Here is an 18131-nt window from a genome sequence, read left to right as displayed (position 1 = left end):
CGCCTCGGCACCGATCGTGCTGGCGCAGGTCGCCGAGGCCGGCAAGCTCGAAAAGGGAGACCGCGTCGCCCTGCTAGGCATCGGCTCGGGGTTGAACTGTTCCATGGCCGAGATCGTCTGGTAACGAAAAACCAGGACACACATGATTATCCAGGCCGAATCAGCTTCTCCGTGGCCGCTCAGAGATGGAAAAGGTTAGGGCGGAAGTGGCTGCGATTGAGCGTATCAATCGGTCCGCCGGTCGGCTGAGCTCGAGATTAAAGAACCTTTGCTACCGGAACCACTTTGAAGTCCGGGTTGTCCCTGAAGAACTGCCGAAGGGTCCAGATGTGGGCCTGGCCCATCATGAGCACCACTCGATCATCTTTTTCTTCTACTTCGTGTGCGACATTGGCATAGATGCGGAGATTTCTCTTGTACCACTGTGCCACCATGTCCGCGCCGATATGGTGCTCGGTGAACCCGATCCAGTTGGTAGAGGTGCGCTCGAGCAGGCTTGAGAATTCCCGGAGGCTCAGAACCCTGGTTTCCGGGTGCCGGCCCTCGCTCTCTGTCCCGTCGCGGTCCCGTACGATGACATAGTCGACTTCCGCGTCGGGGGTATCGACGAGGCGGGCGTCGACACTTTCGATGGCGCCGCGCAGATCCTCCATGTGCTGCGGTTCCAGCTCGAGGTCGGCGCGGAAGGTGCTGCCGGCCAGGTCGCTTTCCCGGCGGATTTCTGCCCCGGATCCCTCGAAGCTTCCCATGCGGGCGTAATAGTAGATGTAGTTCTTGTGGTTTTCCCGCAAGCTGGATTCGGTATTGATCTCAAGGAGAAATTGCCGCAGCGAGTGCTCGGCGAGGGAAGGGCGGGTGGCGGCGAAGTCTTTGGCGAATTGCCGATGGCTCTTCAGCAACTGGGGGTTGTGCTCTTTCGCTACCTGGCGTGCACGGCTGTCCGGCACCAATACTTCAGCATCCGCGCAGTCCACGCCGTCCAGGTCGCGGGCTGAAGCCGCCCGGAAAGCCAATTGGTGGATTTCCCCGCGACCCGAGCGCGATCCGGGCTTCGCAAGGTCCAGGTCACCATTGCGGTAGGCGCGATAGTCAGAATCGAAAATCGACTGGTTCTCGGGGGAGCATTCAACAAAGAATCGGTCAGTCTCCCAGTCGGCGATACGGGAAGCGAGATCTTCAAGTTCCTGCTGGCGCCTTTCGGAAAGAATGTCGGCTACGCCGGTGCCGTGGCGGTCGGTTGTGCTGCCGGCGAAGTGCGTGGTTCCCAGCAGCACGATCTCGGTGGCATCTTCCCGGTGGTGTCCCGGATCCTTGTCCACGGGTGGTTGAGCCGCGCACCCGGCAACGGTGAGGAACGCGCCCCCCAGTGCCGTGAATCCAAGGCGTTTTGCGTAAGGCAGCGGATCGCGGTATTTCATTTCGTCGGCGGGTGAAATGGTTTTAAAGTCAATGAGATAGGTTAAATGAGTTCCCGCCGTAATGTAAAGTCGCTCGAAAAAACCAGAAAAAACCAGGACACCCACGATTTTCCTGACTGAATCGGCTTCGTAGCGGTCAGCCGCGTACCAGTTGGCTGCACTGTCATCAGCGATGCAGCCACCAGCAACCGCCGTTCATGACCAGCTTGAAATCCGTGCGAATGGTCTGGCCCGGGCGCTCTGGAACATACTGGTCCAGCCAGAGCCGGGTCGGCTGTTCCTCGCCATCGAGTTCGATCGACTCGACCTTGACGCCGAGCAGGCGCCGGCTGCTGATGACTTTCAGTTCGCCCATCAGTATGTCGGCGCTGCTTCGGGTGTCTTCCATCCAGTGGTAGATGCCCGAGAGCTTGTTGACGTCGCCTGAATCAAGCACGGCACTGACCTGGGCGTGGAAAATATCGATCTGCCGTGAGCAGTCATAATGCGGCGAAGGCGGGTTGAGTTCTGCTGGCCGGACAGGTTCTTCTACCCGGTCCCGCGCCTGCAGCGCGCTGCAGGCGCGATCGGTGAAGATCTTCACGTTGTCTTCGCCGATGCATCGATGAATGTCGGACTTGACGGAAGCCGACGCGGCGCCGCCCGATATCGGCAGCCAGGCCAGCAAAGCGACGGCCAGGACGGTGTTCCTCAAAGGTTCTTGAGCAAATTTCCGAGCGCCAGCAGGACGAATCCGACCACGACCATCCAGAGGGCATAGGCCGCAAGCGCGGGGATCGTTCCCAGGGCCGACAGAACGCCCAGCACCACGATGATGACAGCGATCCAGAACGTGATGACCTTTGGTCGGCTGAGTTTGGGTTGGTTGACTTTCATTAGGGAATTTCCTAAAAATCGTGGATATCCGAGCTTTCGTCAATTACTGGCTGACGCGGATTGTGCCCGACTTGATCATCTGACCGCCGGCCACGGGGGACTCCATCCGTGCGTTGTACGTCACCGTCCCTGTTTTCCCGAAACAGAGGCTGGCGCTCTCGTTGGGTTGGATGGTGGCCGTTTCCTGCTGCCTTCGCAGGAGGCTTGAAAACCCGCTCTGACAGGTTACATCGGCCAGCGCGTCGTCCAGAAACTCGACCGTGACAGGCGTGCTCCGCTTGTTCACCCAACGGACTTCGTCGCCGGGCCGCACCCGTAGGTTGACCGGGGTCATACGCTCTTCGAAACTGACGTCGTGAACCGTGCCGGTCCTGGTGGTGTTCGGTATGCTTCCCGTGCCCTGGATGGTGGCGCAGCCGGCGATAGTCGCCAGTAGCGCGGCGCCGACCATCATTTGTTTCATGCAATACATGCTGTTCCGATCTCGCTGCGTATTTGGGCAGGTAGCTTGCCAATCAGGCCGGGGGCGGGTCTGTACGGTAGCGTACTTGGCGCAAGAGAATCAGGCGACGCAGACTCGATGTCAGGAGGCTGGGCAGTCCCTGAAAATCAATCAGAACAAGGACACCCCAAGACTGGTAGCGATAACTCAGCCTTGCATCGGCACCAGGGTGATCTCGACCCGGCGATTCTGCGCGCGACCACTTTCGGTTGCATTGCTTGCGATCGGATGCGCTTGTCCGGCGCCGACGACCATGGTGCGATCGCGCAGCACGCCGCGGTTGCCGAGGTAGCTGTCGACTGAAGCGGCGCGACGTTCGGAAAGACCCTGGTTGTATTCTGGCGAGCCGGTGCTGTCGGTGTGGCCCGCAATCTCGATAACGGTCTGATTGTATTCGTTGAGTGTGTCCGACAACGTGTCGAGCACCGAGAGAAACCGCGGTTGCACCTCGGCTGAGTCAAAACCGAAAGTGATGGCACCCGGCATGGATAGCGTGATGTTGTCGCCTTCGCGCACCACATCCACGCCGGTGCCAGCCATGCTGCGTCGCAACTCCGCCTCCTGGCGATCCTGATAGACGCCTACGGCACCACCTGCGATTGCACCCACGCCTGCTCCGATCATTGCGCGTTGGCGCCGCTCAGTGGCGTCACCACCACTGAGCAAGCCGGCAACCGCGCCAATGCCTGCTCCGATGAGGGCGCCACTGCGGGTACGGTTCGGGTCATCGGGATCGGTCGTTTGCCCGGTATGAGTGGCGCAGCCGGCCAGGCTGAGGCTGGCGGCCAGCACGGTGGCGACGAGGGTCTTGCCGGAATGATTGTTCATGCGAGCCTGCCTGTTTTATGGAATAAGCATGACGATACGCCAGGGCCAGACTGCCCGTCTGTGCGATGCCGCGCTGATGGCCGCATCCGGGACCGGGAATCGGTGCACCCATGACTTGTAGGAGACCTCTTGCAAATCGTGGCTGTCCTGGATTTGCTCTTCTGGATTGCTCCATGGGCTAACTCGGATCCGGATACTGGAAATCAATAAATAGGGTTCTTATACTTCCGTATACCCAGTGACTGTATTGATTCGGTACGCTTTGAGCCACACGGTTGAGCGGGATATTGGGCGTTTCGGGAGGGAGGAAGCTATGAGTATTTCCGCGCTGGTACTGTTGGGGTTTATCGGGTGGATACTCGCCCTGATCATCTCCATGGAGTTGATGCGCAGTTTTCTTGTCTTTAGCGGTCGCTGGGATCCGGATGACGGTTTTCGACCGGATGGCTCGGATGTTTCGCCCTTTGCGCATCGGTTGGCTCGGGCGCATGCCAACTGTTACGAGAGCTTTCCGTTCATCGGCGGGCTTCTGCTGCTGGCAATCCTGACGGGTAATTCGGGAGTTACGGATCCGCTGGCACCGTGGTTGCTGGCGGCCCGGATCGGGCAGTCAACTATCCACCTGATCTCTTCGGTCGGGGTGGCGGCCTATATCCGGCCGACCCTGTTCTTTGTTCAGCTCGTCATCGCCGCTTGGTGGGCCATTGCTCTGCTGATGCAGGCGGTCGGCGGTTGATCGTCGAATAAGAATCAGGGCACCCAGCAATTGCTAAAGACCGTGGGTATCCTGGTTTTTCGGTCCGTTGGGCGGCTGGTTTGGGTGGCGTCGGTCTTTCAGAGGGGTCTTTTCTGCGCATCGGACGGTGTGCAGGCTGTCCAAAGCCGATTTCAGCCACGGGCTGGAGTTATATGGACACCCACCATCGCGTAGCGATTCCCCCCGACTCAGGCGATTCATCAGGCTATCGCGATAACTTCGGCTGCACGGAATGATCTGACCCTGGCGCATATGAATCCGGGCGTCTCCGGTATCGAGCGGCTCGATCGACGACACCTGGTCCAGATTGACGATGTAGCTGCGGTGGACGCGCTCGAAATGCTCCGGGGGCAGTTGTTCCGACAGGCCAGAAATGGTGCTGCGCAACGGATATTCCCGCTCGCCCACGTGCAGGTTGACGATTCGGCTGCATCGGCCCCGGCGCTCGACTGGCTGGCGGAGATCCGCGAATACCAGGGTCAGTCACGACTCATCGAGGAAGTTCGCATGATCGACGGTGACGAGGTTTTCGGCTTTCGCCTGACCGACCGGGCCATCGACATGACCCTGTGGGCCACCGAACAAGGTCGGCCCGTGTTGCTCGAAATGGAAACCGGACCCGAAGGGGCCGCGGCCACCACGGAAATCCGGTTCGACTTCGATCAGCCGGTGGACCCGGACCGCATCAGTCTGGCCGTGCCGGAAGGCTACTCGCTCGGCACCGAAGTTGACGACGACTGACCGATCCGGCGTTTGCTGAAGCAGCCCGGAAAATAAGGACACCGTGAACTCCCGGTGTCCTGGATTTTCCTCCGCTCGAGGCGCAGTTGTCAGCACCTGTGTAATCGCTCACCATAACCGTGCATCAAAGGGACTTATGGAGCGCCCATGGCAGAGTCGAGACATCGGCGGAAACTGGAAGAGCGCATGGTATCGGCGGTCTCGGAAACCATTGCCGAAACGATGCCCGAATCTCGTGGGCGACATCCAGAGGTCACGCTGGATAGCAGGCTCGAGAGTGATCTGGGCCTCGACAGCCTGACCCGCGCCGAACTGCTGGTGACGGTCGAGGAAAGATTCGGCGTGCAGCTGCCGGAGCGGCTGCTCGGCGATGCGGATACCCCGCGCGACATCCTCGACGAGGTCATGCGTCTGCTGGGCGAAGAACCCCGGAAGCGAGCCGAAGCTAAGCGGGCTGAAGACGAGGAGTCGGAAGCCGGTCTCGAAGTGGGCAAGCAGGATCGCGAGCATTTCTCGGTTCCCGATTTCGAGACCCTTCAGGAAGCCTTGAGCTGGCATGCGCGGGAGCATCCCGACCGGACTTACCTGCACTGGGTAAAGGGCTACGACGATGTCAGGCCTCTGAGCTTCGGGGACCTTCATCGCGGTGCCTTGCGCGTCGCCAACGGCCTGTTCCAGCACGATATCGATCGACGTGACACTGTGGCACTCATGCTGCCCACCGGCCACGACTACTTCCATGGTTTTTTCGGCGCCCTCTACGCCAACGCCATACCCGTGCCCCTGTACCCACCAATGAGGGCATCCCAGATCGAAGAGCACCTTCAGAGACAGGCGTCGATTCTCAACAACGCCGGGGCGCGCGTCATGATCACGGTGCCGGAAGCGAAGAAGCTTGCCGCCGTGGTCAAGGGCATGGTGCCCTCGCTCGAGCATGTATTGACGCCGGATGAGGTCTGGGGCAACGCCATGGACCGGCCCGTAAAAGGCATCAAAGGGGACGATATCGCCTTTCTGCAGTACACATCGGGGAGTACGGGGGATCCCAAGGGCGTCAAGCTCAGCCACGCCAATCTATTTTCCAATATCAAGGCCGGAAACGAAGTGATCGATGTGGACCAGGACGATGTGTTCGTCAGCTGGTTGCCGCTCTACCACGACATGGGCCTGATCGGCACCTGTCTGTCCAGTCTCTGGTATGGCATGCACCTGGTCATCATGTCGCCGCTGCTGTTCATCACCCGGCCCCGTTGCTGGTTGTGGGCGATTGCCGAGTTTGGAGGGACCCTCTCGCCATCGCCCAACTTCGGCTACGAGCTATGCCTGAAGAAGCTCGACGATGAAGACATGGAAGGACTCGATCTGGCCTCGTGGCGCGTGGCCTTCAACGGCGCCGAGGCGGTCAGCCCCGCTACCGTTGAGCGTTTCATCGACCGTTTCGGCAAGTGGGGTTTCCGGCCCGATGCCATGGCCCCGGTCTACGGCCTGGCCGAGAACTGTGTGGCGTTGACCTTTCCCGAAGAACCACGCGAGCCGGTTATCGACAGCATCGACCGGGATCGATTCCAGAAGACCGGGGAGGCGAAACCGGTTTCGCCGAGGGATAAGACGGCGCTCAGGTTCGTGTCCTGCGGCAAGCCCGTTCCCCGGCATGAAATCCGCATCGTGGACGATGATGGCCAAGAGCTGGAGGAGCGCCGGGAGGGCAACCTGCAGTTCAGAGGCCCGTCCGCCACCAGCGGCTATTACCGGAATCAGGAAAAGACCGACGAACTGTTCGACGGCAAGTGGTTGAATACGGGAGACAGGGGTTATATCGCCGACGGCGAATTGTATGTGAGCGGCCGCAACACGGACCTGATCGTCCGGGCGGGCCGCAATATCTACCCGGGCGAGATCGAAGAGGCCGTTGGCGAACTCGACGGCGTCCGGGCCGGTTGCGTCGCTGCCTTCGCCTCCGGAATGGGAGAGAGCGAGGGGGAGAGGCTGATCGTCGTGGCCGAGACGCGGGAGGCCAACGAGAGCAGGATCGCGGAACTCAAGGAGCAGATGCATCGAATTGCCATGGACAAACTGGGTATCGAGGTGGATGAGATCGTCATGGCTCGGCCGCACACGGTGCCGAAGACATCCAGCGGCAAGCTGCGGCGTAATGACTGCAGGCTTCGGTACGAGCGGGACGAACTCGAGCCCAAGGAAGAGCCGGTCTGGCGGCAACTGGCAAGGCTGGCAAGGGGTACCTGGCGGCAACAGGCGCGGCGTGGGCTCCAAAGCACAGGTCGCTGGGCCTACTCGGCCTGGGCGTGGACGGCCCTGGGGGTGGTTTTCGTGTCGCTGTGGATCCTGGTCAATGTCCTGCCCGGACTTCGCCTGCGGTGGCAGCTGGCCCATCGGGGCGCCAGGCTGGTGGCGTTGCTTACCGGTACCTGGCTGCAGGTCGACGGCGCCGAAAGGCTGCAGGAACTGCCGCGCAGCTGCGTGATTGTCGCCAACCACGCCAGTTATGTCGACGCACTGGCGCTGGCCGCCGCCATCCCCGTGCCGGTGAGTGTCGTCGCCAAGGCGGAGCTGTTTGACGTTCGCGGCCTGAAACGTTTCCTCAAGCGCACTGGTGTCGAGCCCGTCGAGCGGACGAGTGCCGAAAGCAAGGTGCGTGATTCAAGGCGGATTGCCGAGCGCGCCCAGGGCCGCCGGCTTCTGTTCTTCCCCGAAGGCAGCTTCGACGCAGCGCCGGGGCTGCGTCCGTTTCACATGGGCGCATTCGTGACTGCGGCCGTGCTCGAGGGGACAGTGGTACCCATCGCCCTGAAGGGAACCCGGCAGAAGCTGCCGGCAGATCGCTGGAACCCGAGGCCGGGTCCGGTAAGCGTGCTGGTTGGAGAAGCGATCGAGGCAGAAGGCGACGACTGGAAGTCGGCGGTCGAACTGCGCGACCGTGCGCGGCGGGCGATACTCGAGATGAGCGGCGAGCCCGACCGGCTGTCCCGAGAGAGCTGAACGAAAACCAGGATACCCCTTCAGGCTGCAGGAAAACTCCTATAGATCGTGGGTGCCCCGAACTTGCCAGCTAGCAGGCGCTCGGTCCGACAATCCGCCGGGCCGCGAGCAGCACGATCATCATGGCAAGAACGGCCAGCGCCCAGCGGGCGTCGAGCGGCACGGGTTCCGATATTGACATAACTCATACTCACCAGTGTAAGCTAATCCGCGATTCCCTCCGGGAAACAATCAGGATGCCCACGATTTTCTGACGACGCTGCGCGCGCTGGCGGACAGCCTGACCCTCGATCTGGATGATCTCGAACCGGTAGCCTCGTAACTGATGCCATTTCCCGGACAGGACATAATCACGCGGCGGTTGCTGGCGTTTTGCATGATTGCGAGCGCATGCCTCTGCGTTCCCCATACCGGGCATACGGGTGAGCTGGCGGACGACACCGTCGCACGGCTGGACAGCGTGCTGGAGGACCTGCGCGCGGCGCATGACGTGCCCGGGTTGGCCGTCGGCATTCTGGAGAACAGCGAGCCGGTTTATGCGAAGGGCTTCGGCGTGCGCAGCCTTGAGACAGACGCGCCCGTCGATGCCGACACGTTGTTTCCGGTCGCCTCAATCTCCAAGACCTTCACGGCGACGGCGATCATGCAACTTGCCGAGCGGCAGGCCGTCGACCTGAATGCGCGGTTGTCGACATACCTGCCGCAGTTCCGGCACAGCGGCATTTCCATCCTCAATCTGCTGACCCATACGGCGGGTCTGCCGGATGATTACGCGCCGACGGGGCGCAGCGGAGAAGAGGCCGTGCCGGCCTATGTCGCGCAAGTCGCTTATGACGGCACTGATTTCACGCCCGGCACCGACTGGGCCTACGCCGATACCCATTTCAACATCCTCGGCGCGGTAGTGCAGTCGCTGACGGAGACACCCTTCCCCGACTACGCGAAGGACAAGCTGCTGGAGCCGCTGGGCATGACACGCAGCAGCTTTCGGCCCGTCGCGGATATGGAAAATGTTGCCCTGCCGCATACCGGCTGGCTCACGCTCAGCCCCGGCGGCGGGCGGCCATGGGATGTTGCCTTTGCGCCAAGCGAGGGACTGCACAGCTCGGCACGCGACATGCTGATATGGGCCAAAGCCAATCTGGACAATGACCCGCGCCTTTTGCTGCCGGGCAATTACGCCACTGTGCATAAACTGCGCACGGATACCGCATGGGACGGTGTGCGCATGGCCCTTGGCTGGCAGGTAGAAGGCCCGCCAGGCTCGCCTGTCCTGCGCCACGCCGGGGGCATGGACGGGGTCGCAGCACTGCTGACCCTCTATCCCGACACGGAGCGGGCAATCGTCATCCTGTCCAACTCCGAAAAGACACCACGCTTCGAGATCCGCCGCGCCATCAATGCGATTCTCGACGGTGAGACATATACCCCCCAATCCGGCAGCGGGATGGGCCTGTGGGGCGTGTTGCTCGGTATCCTGTTGGGCGCTGGCGCACTGTATCTGGGCTTCATGGTCTGCAGGCACAGGAAAAGCTAAAACCAGGACGAAAACCAGGGCACCCACGATTGTCCTGGCTGAGTCAGCCTTGCCTCGGTCTGACTGAATCGCCCTGGGTTTCCCGACCCATCCATTACGATGGTTTTCACACTCGAGCGGAGCCGAAACCATGAACGACAAGCAGGCCGTGACCCGTCTTCTGATGAATCGCGATCGGTTTTCCGACATGAAGACCGATTCGCCCGGCCAGCGGCCCGACGCGCTGGAAGGCGAGGTGATCCTGGCGCTGGACCGGTTCGCGCTGACCGTCAACAACATCACCTACGCAGCCTTCGGCGACGCGCTGCACTACTGGGATTTCTTCCCCACCGGCGTCGAGGGCTGGGGTCTGCTGCCGGTCTGGGGCTACGCAGACGTGGTCGATTCCGGCGTCGACGGCATCGACGTCGGCCAGCGATATTTCGGCTATTACCCCACCGCCACGCATTTGTCGGTGCATCCGGGCAAGTCCGGCTCGGAAAGCTTCCGCGACGACGCGCCGCACCGGCGCGAACTGCCGGCGGTCTACAACTGGTATCAGCGCACCGACGACAACCGCTTCCACGACGACGCCACCGAACCGCTGAACGCGATCTTCCGGCCGCTGTTCGTCACCGCCTATGGGCTTGCCGACTTTCTCGCTCAAAACGATTTCTTCGGCGCCGAACGCGTCGTGCTCTCCAGCGCATCGAGCCGGACCGGCTACGCGGTCGCGTTCTGTATCAGCCAGCTCAAGCCGACCGAAACGATCGGCTTGACGTCGGCCGGGCACCGCGAGTTCGTCGACGGGCTGGGTCTTTATGCCAGCGCGCTGGCTTACGACGACCTCGAGGATCTGGAAGCCGACAAGTCGACCGTGTACGTGGACGTCGCTGGCAATGCCGACGTGCAAAAGCGCATCCATCGGCATCTGGGCGACAAGCTGGTCCACGACGCCGCGCTGGGCGCCGCCCATCGCCACGAGCCGCCCCAGGCGCCCGACGATCTGCCCGGCCCGGCGCCGAAATTCTTCTTCGCCCCGGACTGGGTGGCGCAGCGCCAGGCCGACTGGGGTGCGGCGGGCTTCGAGCAGCGAATCGGTCAGGCGACCGCCGGATTTTTCGATTACGTGCGTGGCAAACAGCTGATCGACGTCCGGCAGCAGCAGGGCCTGGACGCGGCGCGCGACATCATCGGCGAAATGCTCGATGGCCAAACCGACCCGGCGGTCGGCCACGTCGTGCGGCTGCGCGGAAGCTGACGACCAGCTCACTGATCGAATCGCCGACCCCGGCGAGATGCCCTCCTTTTCCAACGACAGCAACGAGGAGACTCGATGAAAGCCCTGCGCACCCCTGACAGCCGTTTCCAGAATCTGGCGGGTTTCGATTACCGACCCCATTACCTGAACGTGGATGATTTCGAAGGCGGCGAGCTGCGCATGCACTACCTGGACGAGGGCCCGCAGGACGGGCCGATCGTCCTGCTGATGCATGGCGAGCCTTCCTGGTGCTACCTGTACCGCAAGATGATTCCGATCATCACCGCCGCCGGCTACCGGGCAATCGCACCGGACCTGATCGGCTTTGGCCGGTCCGATAAACCGGCCGATCGCAAGGACTACACATACGCTCGCCACATGGGCTGGATGCAGTCCTTCCTGGACCAGCTCGACCTGAGGGATATCCACCTTGTATGCCAGGACTGGGGTGGCTTGCTGGGGCTGCGCCTGGTGGGAGAGAGCCCGGACCGCTTTGCGTCCGTGGTTGCCGCCAATACATTTCTCCCAACCGGCGACACGGACCCGGGACCCGCCTTCGAGAAGTGGCGGCGCTTCTCCCAGGAAACCCCGGAGTTCCACATTGCCGGCGTGATCAAGAGCGGCACCGTGACCCCGCTGCCTCAGGACGTCATGGACGCCTACAACGCCCCTTTCCCGGATGAGACCTACAAGGAAGGCGCCCGTCAGTTCCCGATGCTGGTCCCGACCACGCCAGATGACCCCGCCACCGAACCCAACCGGCAGGCCTGGAAAGTACTCGGTCAATGGCAGAAGCCCTTCCTGACGGCGTTCAGTGACTCCGACCCCGTGACCCAAGGCGCGGACAGGATCTTCCAGAAGGTCATCCCCGGAGCCCAGGGACAGGACCACGTCACGATCAACCAGGGCGGTCACTTCCTGCAGGAAGACCAGGGGGCAACCCTGGCGGAGGTCGTGGTGCGGTTTCTGGATAAATCCCGGTGAGCTAGTCGACGCCACAGAGGAACGCGCGCCGGACGCAGCGGCGGCGCAGCATAGGCAATGAAGTGCTCGCGGTTTGCGCGGAACGCGCAAGAAGCGAGTGCTGAATGCCGTCATGCGTGGAAGAAGCCGGGCTACTCGTCGCTGACCAGTTGGCTGCGCGGATACTTCATGCGCCGATCCTGCCACCAGGCTGAGAACCGGCCAATCCTTAGACTGCCGTGTAAGGCTGTGGGAAAATTCCTACAAATCGTGAGTGTCCTGGATTTCAAGTGTCCTGGATTTCAGGGCACTTTCCGACCCCCAGCCTCATCATCCCGTAAAAATCAGTCGTCAAAGCACACGTCAATTTCCGCGCCATGTGCCGTGAACCGTTCGAGGACGAAACTTTTCTTCACCCGGACCTCCGGACATTCAATGCGATTGCCATCTTCATTGCCGCAATGCAGCAGTTCCACATTGAGCTTCAGCTCTCTGCAGATATGTTCATCAACCGAACCGATGTGAACATCGTTCTGGAAGACGCCGAAGCTTGGTCCCTGCAGCGCAGCCTCTATTGCGTCTGAATGAAGAACGTCGCCGGCCGGGCCGATGATTTCGACCTCACCGGCGACCGATCTGACTGCGGAATTGCCCGTGACGGCGAAGTTAACGATAGCTTCACATGGCGGCATTGCGCCGTAGTTTTCCGCCAACGTTTCAAGCGTAAGCCTTGATGGTTCGGTGGTACTGCGAGGTTCACAGCGTGGTTCCGGCACTTGCTGCGGCTCGGACTCCGAGGAGCATCCCGGCAAAGCGATGAACGATGACAGCGATATACCCAGGGCAATGGCGAATTTTTTCATTGACAGCACCGTGAATTCACGCACCCATGATTTTCTCCGAAATCAACTGGAGCCGGGGCCGGGAATCAGTACGCCATGATTCCTAGGAGATCACCTACAAATTGTGGCTGTTCTGAGTTTTCTACTGAATTTTCTACAACCAGATTTTCCTCTCGGTCTATCTTTGTGCGGCCCTGTTCATTGCATCGCCCAGCACCTCGGGCGGTTGCGCGCCGGAGATGCCCTCGTTGAGCTGTGTGAAAACGAAGCAGGGCACGCCCGTGATACCGAGCTTGCGAGCCAGGTCTTCGTCGTTGCGCACGTCCTCGGCGTAATCGGTCCCATCGAGTAGCGCCGACAAGTCGCTGCCGGCAAGACCGGTTTCAATGGCGATCGCCAACAGGGTATCGGGGTCGGAGATGGACCGCCCTTCATGCAGATATGCCTGGAACAGTTTTTCCTTCAACTCGGTCTGGCGATCGTGCTGATAGGCGAACGCCAGAAGCCGGTGGGCATCAAAGGTATTCGACGGCCTGATCCAATCGAAACGGATTTCCAGGTCGTGACCGCGGCCGGCTTCGACCATGCGAGCGATGAAGGCCTCGGCCTCGTCCCGGCTGGTGCCGTATTTGTCCGCTAATCGGGCCACGTAGTCGACCGCTTCCGGCGCATCGGCCGGCGCGTCCGGGTTAAGCTCGAAGGCTCTCCAGCGGAGTGCGACCTCGTGGTCCGAGGATGCGATGGCCGCTTCCAGCGAGCGCTTACCGATCCAGCACCACGGACAGGCTATATCGGACCAGATTTCGATGTTGACAGAACTCATACTCACCAGTGTAAGCGAATCCATGCTTGCCTCCGGTGAAAGAAAGATCGGGACACACATTATTCGAAAAAGACCGGGAAAAACCCCGGGGCAGGCCTTGTTTGAAAGGCCTGTTATTCATCCGACTCGGGTTCGGTTTCCGACTGCCCGGTCAACGCGGTAGTGGTGGCTTCGTCCGGATAGCCGTCAGGCACCAGCCCGTGATCGAGCTGGAATTCACGCAATGTGCTGCGGGTGGACGGGCCGAGAATGCCGTCGGCTTTGCCGGGTGCATAGCCGAGACTGATGAGCTGATTCTGCAGTGTCGCGATGTCGGCCGTAGCGAGGCGTTGCCGAGCTTTAGGGAAATTGGCGCGCAGAGGACCGGTACCGGCAATGCGGTCGGCGAGATGGCCAACGGCAATGGCAAAAGACGTCGAGCGGTTCCAGCCCATGATCACCTCGAAATTGGCGTAGACCAGAAATGCCGGACCGGCATGGCCCATGGGTACCAGCACCGGGCCACTCATGTCGGCCTCGGGCAGCGGCCTTCCATCGGCTTGGCGCACGCCCAGCGCTGCCCATTCGGTCAGCGATCTTGTTTGCCCGGCGCCGATGCGTTCATACGCGAAGTCTTCTGGCAGCCTGATCTCCCGACCCCAGCGCTGACCGGTCTGCCAGCCCAGACTTTGCAGCAGCTTGGCCCCGGAGGCCAGGGCGTCGGCCGGGTTGTTCCACAAATCGATCCGGCCATCACCGTCGCCGTCGACAGCATGCTCATAGTAGGCCGAGGGCATGAACTGGGTCTGTCCCATAGCCCCTGCCCAGGAACCGCGCATCGCTTCCGGTTGCAGTCGCTCGCGTTCGATCAGCCTGAGCCCAAACAGCAGCTCGGTGCGAAAAAAGGTGCTGCGGCGCGGGTCGCAGGCAAGTGTTGCCAAGGAATCCAGCGTCGGCATATTGCCGGTATTGCGGCCAAAGTTTGATTCCATCCCCCACAGGGCGACCAGGTACTGACCGGGAATCCCGTAGTCATGATGCAGGCGCATGAGCAGATTGCGATGCTGTTCCATCAGTTCACGCCCACGCTCGATACGCGCAGACGTGATCCGACTGCGCAGATAGGCGGCCAGAGTTTGATGGAGCTCCGGCTGAGCGCGGTCCAGTTCGATCACGCGCGGCTGGAACTCCAGACTATCGAGCACCTCGTTAGTAAGCGCGCCGGGAATACCCTCGTCAAGCGCCGCCCGGCGCAATTCGACCAGGCAATCGTCAAACCCCGCCGGATCTTCGGTAACCGCCGCGACCGACGATGCCTGAAACCCCACAAGCAACAGCCCGATCGCACCGATCCGGGCTATCTGGTCGTCCATTGCCATCGCCAATTCTTCCAGAATTCCTGATTGAAAGAGTGATCATCCTACCGGAAGCCGGGCACGGCAAGCCCCGATCGCGGCCGGTACGGTCGAAAAAACCAGGACACACATAATTGAATAATGCTGATCGCAGTGAAATCCCGAGAGTGTCAAATCATGGGTTTCCCGGATTCGTCCCGGGTTGGGTGCTGTTGGAAATCAGGAAATGGGCCGGATCACGAGCACGTCAACCTCATCTGCGAACCGTGCTGAGCGGGCCGGCGGGGGATGGTTCTAGCTACCGGGTAAAGGAGGGAACAATCGAAATCCGAATCTTGAAAATTGTGTTGGTGATCTTTGTCGGATTACTGGCTTTGTTCTTTGCTGCAGCAAACATCGCGAACTGGGGCCCAGGGCTCTGGGCCGTAGCGTATGTACTTGGAATGGAAGCACACGACTATTATACCAACCGCATCTTTCTACCTATCACTAATCCCGTATTAGTGACCACGGCCTATGTGGTCATCATTGCGGGAGAGTTGCTTGTCGGCGTGCTATCACTAAAGGGAGCGTGGGACCTTTGGTGCAAGCGGAAGGGGCGTGCGTACGAGTTCAATTCGGCCAAGACGTTTGCGATACTTGGATGCGGAATGGCGGTGGTGGTCTGGTTTGGCGGCTTTATGGTGTTTGGTGGTGGTCTTTTTCAAATATGGCAAAGTGATGTCGGTGCAGGGTCATTTCGCGATGCGTTCACAGTCGCGGTAACCAGCGGAATTATTATGCTGTTCCTGAACAATCCCGATCCGTAAGTCCTTGTCCTGCAGCTCTGGCAAAACCGGGACACACGATTTTTTTCGGATGGGGAAAACCAGGACACCCACGATTTTGCTGGCTAAGTCAGCCTTGCCTCGGTCTGACTGAATCGCAGGAATCTGATATCAGGCTGCTCTCCATTCGGCACGGCCCGGTGCCGCTCGTGCCGTGACGGTCCATGGCGGTAAACCAGGTTGGCTTCGCCGTTCGATTGGCCACGACAGGGGAAAATCGGGTGAAATTCGGCCTGCAGCGGCCTGCAACCGGGGTCAAACGTCAGCGTGGTACGGCTCCGGATACCGCTGGAAGTCAGGAAATAGGGCGCTTATACTTCCTATACCCAAGAACGCCGCACCGAAAGTCTTCCCCACAGAGAATACGTTGTGAAAGGTTTGCTACCGGTCTCATTCATAGTCGCCACGCTCATGCTGGCGCTCGCCGGGTGCGCCCTGTTCTCCCCCGCCTCCACCAGCGAGCAAGACACCTCCTTGATGAATTGGCACCAAGGCTTCGAACAAGGAACAGAGGGGTGGTACGACGGTGAGGATGAGGGGCCCTGGGGATGGTGCGGCGTCATCGAGGCCGTAGAGGAGAGAGGCGGCGGCCCCGTAGACGTCGCCCCCTCGGCCGGCCAAGGCTACGCCCTTGTGAGCGCTGGACCGTGCAATGATTACTGGAGGGAGACTCTCCCTGGAGGTGCTCCATATGCTCCCGGCCCGGAAGGAAGCCTGGTCTCCGACGAGTGGCCCGATGGGGGCTACGTCACCGAGCTGGACGTGTATCTGCGCCCGTCATGGAGCGAAGCTTACGAAGGGACGCTCTCGCAAAAGCGCATCATTCAACTCGGAGCGACCGTCTTCGAGCGGGACTTCGAGATCCCGGACATTCATCCGTTCCCCCACTGGATCGTGACCGTGGACGCCGTACCTGACCAGCAGGCGCTCGACGTCTTCGACCACCAGATCGACGAGGCAGGCTGGTACACCTTCCGGTTCGTCTTTTCGGAGGAGGATGGCGAGGTAACGGCCGCGTTCGAGCTGCGCGACCGCCGCGGCGACGTTGTGACCCAGGTTGGGGAGCTGGAGCCAATGAAGGCCCAGGGAATGAGTATGGTGCCCTTTGAGGGTGAACTTCCCACGGACGAGTATGGCAGCGGGCACATCTGGTTCATGGATATTGCCAGCGGACTGCGGCTGCCGATCGACGAACACCGGGTGAGGCCGAGACGCTGATCGGTGTGCGAACCGGCAAAGAGCCAGGACACCCACGATTCATGCGTCGCGGCTAATGACCTGACTGACAGATTCCATCAAGTAGTGCGGTCGCGGTAGCCCAGCAGCCGGGCCAGCGGCCAGCTTAATAGAAACAGTAGTGAAGCCCGACAACATCACCGCCGGGCTTTTTGTAGGGCCTTGGTACTTAGAAGTTGTAGCCCAGTCCGACTGTATAGGCCCAGGATCCGTCATCCTGAAAGGCATCGTCAGCGTCGTTGGTGCTGCTGAACAAGAACTGGTACTCGACGCGAGCCAGAAAATAAGTCTTCGTCTGCACGTAGTGTTTTACACCTGTCTCCAGGCCAGCGAAGGTGCTGTTCTTGACCCCATCGCCATAGACCCCACCGAGGCTTGCACCAACGAATGGCCTCGTGCGGTCGGTGAGGAACTGGTAATTGAAGTATCCACGGGTTGAGCCGTTCCAAAAATCGTCCTTGATGCTTTCGCCTTCGATACTGGCGTAGTTAATGCTCTGGCGGATGCCAGCAACCATCTGATCGCTCAGATACCAGCCAAGGTCGCCGGTCATACCGAAGCTGCCGCTATCGAAGTCTCGATCGCTGCTGCCGGTTCCCGAGATGGAGAGCTCCTTGTCGCCATGACTTGGACCGAACTCCGCGGTTTGGGCGGTTGCTGCCATGGACAGCACACCGAATAGGCAAGTAGTAACTACTGCCGTTTTGAATTTGATCATGAGAAATTCCTTGCTTGATACAGGGTAAGGTCAGGAGGCGTGCCACTAACTGTGGCGCGAATCGTATTGCGGCAAACGCCACTTCAACCTGACAGCGCAAACGCACAGCGTCATGATCGGTGGTTCAACGCTTGGTCGTCTGTTCGTTGGCGCACCTGAGCACCGTTCCGACTCGGACATCATCCCGGCTTAGCCGCGTCTTCTTCGCACGAAAACCGGAAAACCAGGACACCCCCGATTTTCCTGGATACTCCTTTCAGCCACGCATGACGGCATTCCGTACTCGCTTCTTGCGCGTGTCGCGCAAACCGCGAGTGCTGAATGCCGTCATGCGTGGAAGAAGCCGGGCTCGTCGTTGCTGAGCAATCGGCTGCGTGGATAGGTCATGTTGGAAGATTGGCAAGGGGCCCCTCCTACAAATCATGGGTGGGTGAATTCCCAGGATAACCGCGACACTTGAAGACCAGAACCGATGAGAGCCAGCGCCGGTAG

Annotated in this window: 19 protein-coding genes; 9 read left to right on the top strand and 10 right to left on the bottom strand. The window is 60.5% G+C overall.

The annotated features are described in order from the left end of the window. The first annotated feature begins 13 nt into the window (after positions 1–13). Positions 14–124: a hypothetical protein gene (locus DZK26_RS14675; RefSeq protein ID WP_404976169.1), complete on the top strand. Its 111-nt coding sequence runs from the start codon at positions 14–16 to the stop codon at positions 122–124. 133 nt (positions 125–257) lie between these two features. Here the strand turns inward: DZK26_RS14675 and DZK26_RS00090 are convergent, their stop codons facing one another. From DZK26_RS00090 to DZK26_RS00070, 5 genes are all read right to left on the bottom strand, one after another. Then, complete coding sequence (locus DZK26_RS00090) at positions 258–1523, bottom strand: DUF5694 domain-containing protein (RefSeq protein ID WP_147306709.1); 1266 nt, start codon at positions 1521–1523, stop codon at positions 258–260. A 61-nt stretch (positions 1524–1584) separates the two neighbouring features. After that, the gene (locus DZK26_RS00085; RefSeq protein WP_116899077.1) at positions 1585–2112 is read right to left on the bottom strand and encodes a hypothetical protein; all 528 of its coding nucleotides are present in this window, start codon (positions 2110–2112) and stop codon (positions 1585–1587) included. Continuing rightward, on the bottom strand, positions 2109–2294 hold the full coding sequence (locus DZK26_RS00080; protein ID WP_116899078.1) for a hypothetical protein: 186 nt from the start codon (positions 2292–2294) through the stop codon (positions 2109–2111). The genes DZK26_RS00085 and DZK26_RS00080 overlap by 4 nt, the downstream gene beginning before the upstream one ends. Positions 2295–2337: 43 nt before the next feature. After that, positions 2338–2757 (bottom strand): hypothetical protein, encoded by a 420-nt coding sequence (locus DZK26_RS00075; RefSeq protein ID WP_116899079.1) that lies wholly within the window; start codon positions 2755–2757, stop codon positions 2338–2340. A 186-nt stretch (positions 2758–2943) separates the two neighbouring features. Further along, a complete protein-coding gene (locus tag DZK26_RS00070) occupies positions 2944–3624 on the bottom strand; it encodes an OmpA family protein (RefSeq protein ID WP_116899080.1) in 681 nt (226 codons plus the stop codon). Positions 3625–3937: 313 nt separating this feature from the next. Here DZK26_RS00070 and DZK26_RS00065 point away from each other — a divergent pair, with 313 nt between their 5' ends. After that, entirely contained in the window at positions 3938–4360 is a 423-nt protein-coding gene (locus tag DZK26_RS00065) for an MAPEG family protein (RefSeq protein ID WP_116899092.1), read from the top strand. A 33-nt stretch (positions 4361–4393) separates the two neighbouring features. Here DZK26_RS00065 and DZK26_RS14670 read toward each other — a convergent pair whose 3' ends face one another. Further along, positions 4394–4747: a LytTR family DNA-binding domain-containing protein gene (locus tag DZK26_RS14670; protein ID WP_404976168.1), complete on the bottom strand. Its 354-nt coding sequence runs from the start codon at positions 4745–4747 to the stop codon at positions 4394–4396. Here DZK26_RS14670 and DZK26_RS14370 point away from each other — a divergent pair. From DZK26_RS14370 to DZK26_RS00035, 5 genes are all read left to right on the top strand, one after another. Then, complete coding sequence (locus DZK26_RS14370; protein WP_258870895.1) at positions 4634–5122, top strand: hypothetical protein; 489 nt, start codon at positions 4634–4636, stop codon at positions 5120–5122. The two genes, DZK26_RS14670 and DZK26_RS14370, sit on opposite strands and share 114 nt — an antisense overlap. A 147-nt stretch (positions 5123–5269) precedes the next feature. Continuing rightward, entirely contained in the window at positions 5270–8119 is a 2850-nt protein-coding gene (locus DZK26_RS00050; protein ID WP_116899083.1) for an AMP-binding protein, read from the top strand. 376 nt (positions 8120–8495) lie between these two features. Further along, a complete protein-coding gene (locus DZK26_RS00045; RefSeq protein WP_181918475.1) occupies positions 8496–9656 on the top strand; it encodes a serine hydrolase in 1161 nt (386 codons plus the stop codon). A 130-nt stretch (positions 9657–9786) separates the two neighbouring features. Beyond that, the gene (locus tag DZK26_RS00040; RefSeq protein ID WP_116899085.1) at positions 9787–10896 is read left to right on the top strand and encodes a DUF2855 family protein; all 1110 of its coding nucleotides are present in this window, start codon (positions 9787–9789) and stop codon (positions 10894–10896) included. Between the two features lie 75 nt (positions 10897–10971). After that, positions 10972–11880, top strand: a complete 909-nt coding sequence (locus DZK26_RS00035) for a haloalkane dehalogenase (RefSeq protein ID WP_116899086.1) — start codon at positions 10972–10974, stop codon at positions 11878–11880. Positions 11881–12203: 323 nt separating this feature from the next. Here DZK26_RS00035 and DZK26_RS14080 read toward each other — a convergent pair whose 3' ends face one another. The 3 genes from DZK26_RS14080 to DZK26_RS00020 form a co-directional block, all read right to left on the bottom strand. Beyond that, on the bottom strand, positions 12204–12746 hold the full coding sequence (locus DZK26_RS14080; RefSeq protein WP_147306710.1) for a hypothetical protein: 543 nt from the start codon (positions 12744–12746) through the stop codon (positions 12204–12206). A gap of 133 nt (positions 12747–12879) precedes the next feature. After that, positions 12880–13524 (bottom strand): DsbA family oxidoreductase, encoded by a 645-nt coding sequence (locus tag DZK26_RS00025; protein WP_181918476.1) that lies wholly within the window; start codon positions 13522–13524, stop codon positions 12880–12882. A 113-nt stretch (positions 13525–13637) separates the two neighbouring features. Beyond that, positions 13638–14876: a lytic murein transglycosylase gene (locus DZK26_RS00020; RefSeq protein ID WP_116899089.1), complete on the bottom strand. Its 1239-nt coding sequence runs from the start codon at positions 14874–14876 to the stop codon at positions 13638–13640. Between the two features lie 116 nt (positions 14877–14992). On the opposite strand from DZK26_RS00020, the gene DZK26_RS00015 reads away from it, so the two are divergent. After that, complete coding sequence (locus DZK26_RS00015; protein WP_116899090.1) at positions 14993–15667, top strand: DUF2165 family protein; 675 nt, start codon at positions 14993–14995, stop codon at positions 15665–15667. Between the two features lie 387 nt (positions 15668–16054). Next, complete coding sequence (locus DZK26_RS00010) at positions 16055–16903, top strand: hypothetical protein (RefSeq protein WP_147306711.1); 849 nt, start codon at positions 16055–16057, stop codon at positions 16901–16903. Positions 16904–17090: 187 nt separating this feature from the next. Here DZK26_RS00010 and DZK26_RS00005 read toward each other — a convergent pair whose 3' ends face one another. Beyond that, positions 17091–17585: a hypothetical protein gene (locus DZK26_RS00005; RefSeq protein ID WP_116899093.1), complete on the bottom strand. Its 495-nt coding sequence runs from the start codon at positions 17583–17585 to the stop codon at positions 17091–17093. Positions 17586–18131: the final 546 nt, after the last annotated feature.

The organism is Wenzhouxiangella sp. 15190 (assembly GCF_003417465.1).
GTDB lineage: Bacteria > Pseudomonadota > Gammaproteobacteria > Xanthomonadales > Wenzhouxiangellaceae > Wenzhouxiangella.
The sequence above is the reverse complement of the archived record's forward strand: the minus strand, read 5'-3'. Positions and strand labels throughout refer to the sequence as shown.

What these genes read in the sequence shown, in the direction of transcription:
- DZK26_RS00065 (WP_116899092.1), top strand. Translation starts at nt 3,938, where the DNA reads ATGAGTATTTCCGCGCTGGTACTGTTGGGGTTTATCGGGTGGATACTC.
- DZK26_RS14370 (WP_258870895.1), top strand. Translation starts at nt 4,634, where the DNA reads ATGAATCCGGGCGTCTCCGGTATCGAGCGGCTCGATCGACGACACCTG.
- DZK26_RS00020 (WP_116899089.1), bottom strand. Translation starts at nt 14,876, where the DNA reads ATGGACGACCAGATAGCCCGGATCGGTGCGATCGGGCTGTTGCTTGTG.
- DZK26_RS00045 (WP_181918475.1), top strand. Translation starts at nt 8,496, where the DNA reads ATGATTGCGAGCGCATGCCTCTGCGTTCCCCATACCGGGCATACGGGT.
- DZK26_RS00025 (WP_181918476.1), bottom strand. Translation starts at nt 13,524, where the DNA reads ATGAGTTCTGTCAACATCGAAATCTGGTCCGATATAGCCTGTCCGTGG.
- DZK26_RS00080 (WP_116899078.1), bottom strand. Translation starts at nt 2,294, where the DNA reads ATGAAAGTCAACCAACCCAAACTCAGCCGACCAAAGGTCATCACGTTC.
- DZK26_RS00005 (WP_116899093.1), bottom strand. Translation starts at nt 17,585, where the DNA reads ATGGCAGCAACCGCCCAAACCGCGGAGTTCGGTCCAAGTCATGGCGAC.
- DZK26_RS00075 (WP_116899079.1), bottom strand. Translation starts at nt 2,757, where the DNA reads ATGAAACAAATGATGGTCGGCGCCGCGCTACTGGCGACTATCGCCGGC.
- DZK26_RS00050 (WP_116899083.1), top strand. Translation starts at nt 5,270, where the DNA reads ATGGCAGAGTCGAGACATCGGCGGAAACTGGAAGAGCGCATGGTATCG.
- DZK26_RS00040 (WP_116899085.1), top strand. Translation starts at nt 9,787, where the DNA reads ATGAACGACAAGCAGGCCGTGACCCGTCTTCTGATGAATCGCGATCGG.
- DZK26_RS00070 (WP_116899080.1), bottom strand. Translation starts at nt 3,624, where the DNA reads ATGAACAATCATTCCGGCAAGACCCTCGTCGCCACCGTGCTGGCCGCC.
- DZK26_RS00035 (WP_116899086.1), top strand. Translation starts at nt 10,972, where the DNA reads ATGAAAGCCCTGCGCACCCCTGACAGCCGTTTCCAGAATCTGGCGGGT.